Annotated in this window: 6 protein-coding genes; 2 read left to right on the top strand and 4 right to left on the bottom strand. The window is 64.5% G+C overall.

Translation table 11 applies throughout. The features are described 5' to 3' along the window. Positions 1-330: 330 nt before the first annotated feature. Positions 331-1611, top strand: a complete 1281-nt coding sequence (locus AC3A4Z_RS03325) for a hypothetical protein (protein ID WP_498710028.1) — start codon at positions 331-333, stop codon at positions 1609-1611. Here the strand turns inward: AC3A4Z_RS03325 and AC3A4Z_RS03320 are convergent. From AC3A4Z_RS03320 to AC3A4Z_RS03305, 4 genes are all read right to left on the bottom strand, one after another. Continuing rightward, the gene (locus AC3A4Z_RS03320; RefSeq protein ID WP_498710027.1) at positions 1608-3476 is read right to left on the bottom strand and encodes a vWA domain-containing protein; all 1869 of its coding nucleotides are present in this window, start codon (positions 3474-3476) and stop codon (positions 1608-1610) included. The genes AC3A4Z_RS03325 and AC3A4Z_RS03320 overlap by 4 nt on opposite strands. A 466-nt stretch (positions 3477-3942) precedes the next feature. Then, positions 3943-4461 (bottom strand): DUF2087 domain-containing protein, encoded by a 519-nt coding sequence (locus AC3A4Z_RS03315; protein ID WP_498710024.1) that lies wholly within the window; start codon positions 4459-4461, stop codon positions 3943-3945. Positions 4462-4471: 10 nt separating this feature from the next. Then, positions 4472-5359, bottom strand: a complete 888-nt coding sequence (locus AC3A4Z_RS03310) for an HNH endonuclease (RefSeq protein WP_498710023.1) — start codon at positions 5357-5359, stop codon at positions 4472-4474. A gap of 172 nt (positions 5360-5531) precedes the next feature. Then, positions 5532-7145 (bottom strand): DUF4389 domain-containing protein, encoded by a 1614-nt coding sequence (locus AC3A4Z_RS03305; protein ID WP_498710022.1) that lies wholly within the window; start codon positions 7143-7145, stop codon positions 5532-5534. Positions 7146-7411: 266 nt separating this feature from the next. Between AC3A4Z_RS03305 and AC3A4Z_RS03300 the strand changes: the two genes are divergently transcribed. Continuing rightward, complete coding sequence (locus tag AC3A4Z_RS03300) at positions 7412-7630, top strand: hypothetical protein (RefSeq protein ID WP_498710020.1); 219 nt, start codon at positions 7412-7414, stop codon at positions 7628-7630. Positions 7631-7647: the final 17 nt, after the last annotated feature.

Here is a 7647-nt window from a genome sequence, read left to right as displayed (position 1 = left end):
ATTTCCAGGCACCCATCTCCCAGCCCGGCCAGTGGATCCGCATCCGAGAACGGCTCCGCACCACACCCCTCCGCCTCGGCATTGAGCACGGCAAGGGCGGCATTGATGTCCTCAAATGCCTTCACTACCGCCGCTTTCCCCATAGACCCATCATGACAAGGGGGTACGACATTTTGCCTCGACGTTCGCGACGCTTGTGGTCGTCCCAAAAGACCGGCAGGGATCTGCATGGATCTCGAACAGCCGAGCAAAAAGCCCCCGAAAGTGGCATGCCGCCGTCGAAATCAGTAGCGTCGTTCGAGCAACATTTCTCCAGCAGTTAGGTACCCCTTGGGCAAGAACAGTAAGAACCGGCGCGCGGGCAAGACTTCGGCGGACAAGCGACGCCAGGCTCCGGTCTCGCTCAGTTCTTTCCGTGCCGGCCGGGCCCTGGACGCCCTGGCGCCGGCCTACGTCCAGTGGTTCGACGACGGGACGCCCGGGGCAGGGGCTGCGGCCCTGCAGTACCTGAAGCTGATGGAGCCCACGATGAGCCGCTACTTGGAGATGACGGCCGCGCCGGACATGACGAGCCTCGACCCGGCTGCCCTGGCCAACGCCGTAGCGGAGGAAGTCTCGGCCGCCGCACGCGCACAAGCGCCCGACGTCGTGGACCCAGAACAGGTCGCTCTGATCGTTGACTCGGTCCACAGCTACGTCGAGTTCCTTTCGGAAACCGGCCGCTGGACCGGGACCGCGGACCTCCTGGCCGAGGTGCTGGAGTTTTTCGACGGCCTGGCCGGCGGTGAAGACGGACAGGAGACCATCCAGGTTCCGGACATTCCCGAGGACCAGGCCCTGGCAGTTTTCAGCGGCCTGCCACTGATCCAGAAAGCCACAGCCTTGCTGGAGTGGATCGGTGACGGGAAGCCTGTTACCGGAACGGGCGCCCTCCGCCTGCGGGACATTGAAGAAGCGGCCGCCTGCGTCGGTGTATCAGCCAAGGGCGGTACCAAGAAAGAGGATCCGGCCGGCGATGTCCTCACGGTACGAAGCATGTACGAGGTGCCCCTGCTTGCCGACATTTGGGCGACACTCCAGGCGGCCGAGCTGATAAGGGTCAAGCCCACGAAAGTGGTGCCGTTCGAGGATCCCGCGCACTTCCTGGACGGCAGTGTGGCCGAGCAGTTGGACGAGTTCATCGTGTTCACCTCGTGCTTCCTGGAGCAGGCCGTGCTCCGGCTCGATCCTGAAGAGCCTTGGGAGCGCACCATCGCAGCCGTACAGGTATCCGTCCTGCTGGCGGCGGCCACCGCGGAACCGCTGCTGGTGGAACGCGTCCTGGCGGCACCCGATTACGCTCCCGACGAAGAAAAGAAGGCGGCCGAACTGCTGACCCAGGTAGCCATGGAACGGTTGGAGGAGCTCGCGGAACTGGGGCTGCTGACCATCGACACCCATTTCCGGGTGCCGCCGGCGCTGATCCGCTGTGTTGCGGATGCCTTCGACGATCCCTCGCTGCTGGCAGAGCTGGGCCTGGCAGAAACGTCGCTGGCAGAAACGCCCGACGACAGGGAAACGCCCAACGAAGCGGACGCGCCGAAGGCAGCAGGAAGCCTCGTGCTTACCTAGAAGCTGGTCACCAGTTCGCCGAGCACCTCTTCGAGCCTGGTCGGATCGGTGGCGTCGTAGTAGTGCGCACCGCTGGCCCTGGCGATTTGCAGCAGAGTGGGGACGTCGGCGTCGGGTCCGTAGGCGAGCGTAAAGACAAGCACCGGCGTCGAGTGGTTCTGATGGCTCAGCTGTTCTGATAGCCCGCCCAGGTCCCCCGGGTGGCGGGTGTCGTTTTTGCCGTCACTCAGAAGCACGATGGTGTTGATGAAGGTGTCCTTGTAGTCCTTGGCCTGATCTCCCGCAAAGCGGCTCACGGCTTCGAACAGAGGCGTAGCTTCCACTGCCTGGAGCTCGCCAAGTTTGGCGACGATATCTGCTTTGTTGGTCTTGAAGGGGGCCACGGGGCTGACGATGCCCGGTTGCAGGGGGCCGTCACCTTCATGGGAGAAAGCGGCGAGACCAATCTCGTCATCACCCGTGAAATGGTCCAGTGCCTTCAGCACGGCGTCCTTGGCCCGCTGCAGCTTGGTCACTCCGGGTTCCTGCACCATGGAGTCCGAGACATCCAGCAGGAACAAGGCCCTGGCCCGTTTACGCACCTCGGGGAAGCTGTCCTGCATGGCAACCAAAGCATCCGCCTTGGGCAGTGGCAGCGGCTGGAGCGTCTGGGCGTACCGTCCGGTTTCTGCCACCCCGGCATCCAGGTTGCCCTGGATGCTCCGGTACCCAGAGGCCTGGACAACGTGTTGGCCCTGCTCTGTCACCGCGAAGGCAAGGAAGTCCCGGGCTGCCAGGCGCTGCTGGTTCCCCACCCAGTCTCCCTCAAGGATTGCCGCCGGGTTGTCCGCTACGTACACGCCGTCCTGCGGGTAGATTGCCCTGAGGGGCTCCTTGGGAGCGGCGCCGGATTTTTTCGTTTTTCCGTCCTCGCTGACTACGCCCCGGTTGTAGTCCCAAACAGATTTTTCGTCCACGATGACGGCAGAGAGGAACTCGGAAACGTTCCCCGCGTTGTCTGCCTCCCTGGCGTGCCACAGGAAATGCTCCGGGGTGGCCATGTAGTGGCTGGTTCCCAGTTCCACCGCGCGCACCTTGTCCACCAGGGACGGCGCGTCCAGGTCCGTACCGTCCAGGCCGCCCACGCTGCCGCCGGCTGCGCCGTAGGACGCAGCAAGGGCCATGAGGCCCGAGGTCGAGACGAGCGGGCTGGCTTTGCCAAACTTGAATTTCCCCCAGTCGCCATGTCCGAGGCGCTCCCAGACGTCCTGCTCTCCAGCCATCTTGAAGACGTCAGACCATGACGGCGGGCTGGTATCCCAGCCGAGGGCACGTGTCATGGTCTCCGGCATCGCGAGGACGATCGCACTGCGGGCGATGCTGGTTCCTTCCTCCGGGACAGGGCTGCCGCCGGCATCTTTCCTTGCGATATGTAACCAGGCGGAGGAGTCGGGCAGCCAGATGGAGGGTTTGTCAGCGGACGCAGTGCCCGGGAAGCCAGCGGCCACTTTGCGGGCGGCGGCTCCCGATGTTTCCTGCGTCACCGCCGGCGTCACACATTTGCCGTCCACGCTGCGGGGCTTCGCCGCGTACTCGGATGCAAGCGCCCGGACCATGTCGGCGTTCTCCAGCGACGTAAGGATGTTCAAGGGAATGCAGGGTGAGGCTCCGGCGACGGCGGCAGGAGAGTCCTGTTCCAAGGGTTCGCCTGCCGGGGGTGTGTTGCCATTTCCGGCCGATTTGCCGCCCTCACCTGAGCCGCCGGGAAAGATCACCGCCCGCAGCAGGAATCCGCCGCCCACAATGAGGAGCGCCACGGCGGTCGCCGCGGCCACCCAGATCCAGCGCGGATAACTCACGTCAGATGCTGCGTGCCGGCGGCCCATGCTCGTTTCCTTTGAAATCCGCCCGGTTTCCCGGGATGAACGCAAATGATGAAACTCGCCCGCGGCTCTCACACCGCGGGTGCGCCTAGCCCCCCCGCCCGGATGCCCCCGCAACTGGATACGCATTTTGAGGATAACCCCGGCGGGGTCGATGTGAGTGTTGAGTTACAGATATTTGATGGAATTTTGTGGGTCCCGGAAGACTTCACCCGCGGACCTTCCTGACGCTGAGTCTGCGCCGGCCTGCCGGCGTGCTGCCCGTTTTCCTGGGTGCGGACTAAGCAGTCAGTACCGTACTGAGTCGTGGGTACCCGCGTCGGGCCCCATGTTTCCCAAGCAGCCGACGACGGCGCGCGCCGTCAGGTGCGCGCCCCCACCTTCGGGGAATACGGCAAGAGCCGTGCTCGCCTTAGGGGGAACACAAGGCCGGTGATGGTGGCGAGCGTCGGGGGCAGCGCCCGCTCGTTCACTCCGGCCTGGAATAGGAGGATCCCGAGGCTGTACGTTCCAGCAGGCCAAAGTCCACCAGGTAGCGGCGCAGCAGGACAACGTCGCCGGTATAGCTGAGGAGCCGTTCGTTGACCTGCTTTTCGGTCAGGTTTTCGCCGGGCTGGATGGCCTCGCGGGCAATCCAGGCCAGGAGTTCCCGCCGCTCGGCCATGTTCGCCGGATATCGCTCGATCCTCCCCAGCCGCATGAAGCGGTCCACTCCGCTCTTCGCCTGCCGCCGGGGCTGCCGGGCAAGAAGATCGCGGAAAATGGCTTCCGGTGCCACCAGTTCGCCGGCGGCATCCCGTTCCACGAGCCCGGCGTCAAGCAGGGCGGCAACGGCCCGGTTTCGCCGCTGATCCTTCAACCCGGCAAGCACTGCCGGAAACTCTGTGCCGAGGACTATTTGCGCATAGGCGGTCCGTGCGTCACTGTTGGCGAGAGCCGCCACAACCCGCCGCCAGTGCGGACCGCCGTATTCCGTACTCCGCGTCATGCCGCCTGCCTCAGTCCGGGTCTTTTATAGCGTGCGGCCCCTCAAGGATCCGCCGGGCATCATCCTGCGCCTCAAGGGCAAGGTCACTGACCACTTCGCCCCGCAGGTGTCCGGCGGCGGCGATGATGTTCCGGAGTTCCGATAGTGTCTGGGGCGAGGCAACACCGAGGTGGGCCATGGCGTGGCAGTTGGGGCACAGCGGCACCAGGTCAGCTACGGGGTCCAGTGTGTACCCGTCTCCCAGCATTACGGGCGGCACTGCATGGTGCACCTCAATGGCATCTGTGCCGGCCTCGCCGTAGGAAGCCTCGAAGGAGAAACCGCAGGCTGCGCAGGAGGTTCCGTGGAATGCCAAGCACACACGGCGTGCATCAGGATCCTGCTCGTAGCGGTTCACCTCGATCCTGATAACTGCCGCCGGCGGGTGGGTACCCGGAACGAGTCCGGTATGCCTGGTGGCCGCCGGCCCCTGTTCCTGCCACAGCTTCCGGAGTCCTGCCTCCACCGGAGGCGGGACAGCAATGGGGTCCTCTGTCGGGCCGTCCCAACGTAAGCCGGGAACGGCTGCGCGAAGGACGTCGGGACGTATTTGTTCTCCTAGGGGGAGCAGTGCATCGAAAGCGATGCTGACATACCCGCCAACGGCGCCGCCGTCTTCAAGCTTGCGGTCGTCCGCGTGCACGGACATCACCACCCCATGGCCAATCAGGCCGCTGCCAGCTTCAGTGGTGCCCTGAAGCAGGAGCCAGACCTCCGTTTCCGGGAAAATGTCCAAGCTGTGGCTAACGTTCCACCGCTCGAGGAACCGCCCGGCCTCCGCTACGTGTTCGACGACGGCGCGGTAGTCCCAGCGACTTTCTTCCTTTGGGTTCCACCCCAGAATTACTGCAGCCACCACTTACCCAGCGTACGGCCTCCGCAGCTTCAGCCGAACCGTGACGGCCGGCTCCGAAATCTGGAAGTACCTGACCTCGTGCCAACCGGTTCCCCGCGTTGGCGTGGACTCTCAGACCTATGGCTAACCCCCGCATCGGGTGCGCGGCAATCCATGCGGACTTGAAACCATTCTTTCACTGCGGACGGACCGGCTGGAAGGGCGGCCCGGTTGCCGGTGCTGTCGCGGCCGCGATGTCACGGGGGCCCTGGTCCAGCCGGAACGGCGGGTACTCATCGCGCATCAGCGCCGTGTAGGCCAGCACCCGGTAAACCCAGCGGTTGATGCCCAGAATCAGATCGAACAGCGGGCGCAGGTACCGGCCGGTAAAGAGCAAGGCTACGGCGGCGATCAGGACCAGCAATCCCAGCAGGGACAGGCCCCTTCCCCTTTCGTACGTTGCCCCGATATCTCCCGTTTCTGCGCCCCAGGTCCACGTGGCTCCGGCCAGCAGGGCAACAACGATGAGATGCGGGATTGCCAGGAGCCACCACTTGATGAGGACCAGTCCGCGGGAGAGCCGTTCCGGATAGTCCACGTCGAAGTCCGCGGGGTAGTTGGTGCGGGCCAGGGTGAAGGGCGGGTACAGGTCTGTACCCACGGCAGCATAAGCGTAAAAGGCCACCCGCCAGTTCCAGCGCAGAACGCCGACGTTGAAGTTGAACAGGGCCCGGGGGTACCGGCCAGTGAACAAGATCGCGAAGCCGGCAAAAATCGTCGTCACGGCGAACGCGAACCAGAGGAAGAACAGGATGATGAAGTGAGGGATGGCCAGGAACCACTTCACCAGCCACATCCACCGCGAGAGGGCGGGATCGATCTCACCCGTAAGCCGGGCAGGGTAGGGGCCCCAGTCAGCTACTGCTGCGGACACATCCCGAACCGGAGACTGAACGCCCGGAGACTGAACGCCCGGCGACTGGGCCCCCGGGGGCTGGCCTCCTCCGGAAGGTGCCCATCCCGCGGTGGCTGCCCCCGGAATGGCACCGCCTGGTGTTGCCGTCATTTCCGGGCCGCCCGGGGGCATTGGGCCGACCGCTGGTCCGCCGCCGCCAGGGGATCCGTAAGAAGGCGGCGCGGCATGCCGGCCGAGGCCGGCAGCCCCGAAAATCAGCAAGGGAATTCCGATCACGAGGGTGATAATTCCGCCGATGAGCAACCCGGCGGCGGCCGGCCGAAACAGGTCAGACCGGAACGCCGGCTGCACCTGGACGTCAATTCCAGGACTGGCGTCAGCGTTCATCACCACTATGGCCCAACTCCCTGCGGAAATGTTCCAGGTCAGCTCCTGCTCCCCGGAGCCCGATGCGGAAGCCTGCCAGAAGGTCTCGCCGCTTGGAGGCGCAGGAGCGGTGGAGCCGGGAATGTCACGGTACTCGGCGCGGAAGGGCGAGCGCTCAACATCGAGCAGCTCGGAGCGGTGAACGCCCGAAAGGTAACTGTCAACGTCAGACTGCGGGGCGATGCCGATAAATACAGCTTTGCCGGGATCGACGGAGGTTACGCGCAGTCGAAGCGTGCCGACGTCGAACGGAACGCGGCCGGGAACGTCCTCGCCCATGGCATCCAGCCGCGGTGAGGTCAAGGCGACAGAGGCCACGGAAAGCCGGGCTGTGCCGGCCGTGAGGTAGCCATCGCGCTGCGCGGATCCCACGGCCAGGGCCACGGTGCCTCCAGCTACGGCAGCAAGGCCAGTGAGGGACAGGAGGATCCCGAGGATGAGCATTATCAGTGCAAGGGTCTTTTTCATGGGCTCGGACCTGGAATGGGGTAGTGGACAGTTTGGGACGAAGTGAACGGTGTGTGCGGCAGGGTCACCCACAAGACTGACGCCCGGACGCCGCGGTTTGTAGGGCCAAAGGTCACGCTCATGGGCGCTAAGTACTAAGGGCATCACGTGGGCAGCTTCTTCCGCCGGTAGGGGCGGGGGAGTAGGCTTGAACGACCGTTAGGAAGTAGGCGGCCACCTTTTCGCCGGGTGTTGAGTTCCCCGGCAAATCTTTCGAGGGATGCCCTGTGGCACTGGACGCTTCAACGGTTCTGGCGCTCATTGGCGGATACATCGCAACCGCCGTTGGAGTCTTTCTGCTTTATTCACCGGTGATTGTCCTGATCATCGGCCTGTTGTTGACCGCGGGCCTGCTCCAGCTGCTCGCCTGGCCCTTCATTGTCCTGGTCCGCAAACTGCGGCGGAAGCCCGAAGGTCCGCAGGACAGTTCCTGGCTCCTGCACTAAACCGGCACATGCGGCGG

This window comes from Arthrobacter sp. Soil_C_49 (genome assembly GCF_057656635.1).
Note: the sequence above shows the minus strand (reverse complement) of the source record. Positions and strands in the feature narration are given on the sequence as shown.

Excerpts from the sequence above, each read along its gene's own strand:
- AC3A4Z_RS03320 (WP_498710027.1), bottom strand. The coding sequence starts at position 3,476 with ATGGGCCGCCGGCACGCAGCATCTGACGTGAGTTATCCGCGCTGGATC.
- AC3A4Z_RS03315 (WP_498710024.1), bottom strand. The coding sequence starts at position 4,461 with ATGACGCGGAGTACGGAATACGGCGGTCCGCACTGGCGGCGGGTTGTG.
- AC3A4Z_RS03305 (WP_498710022.1), bottom strand. The coding sequence starts at position 7,145 with ATGAAAAAGACCCTTGCACTGATAATGCTCATCCTCGGGATCCTCCTG.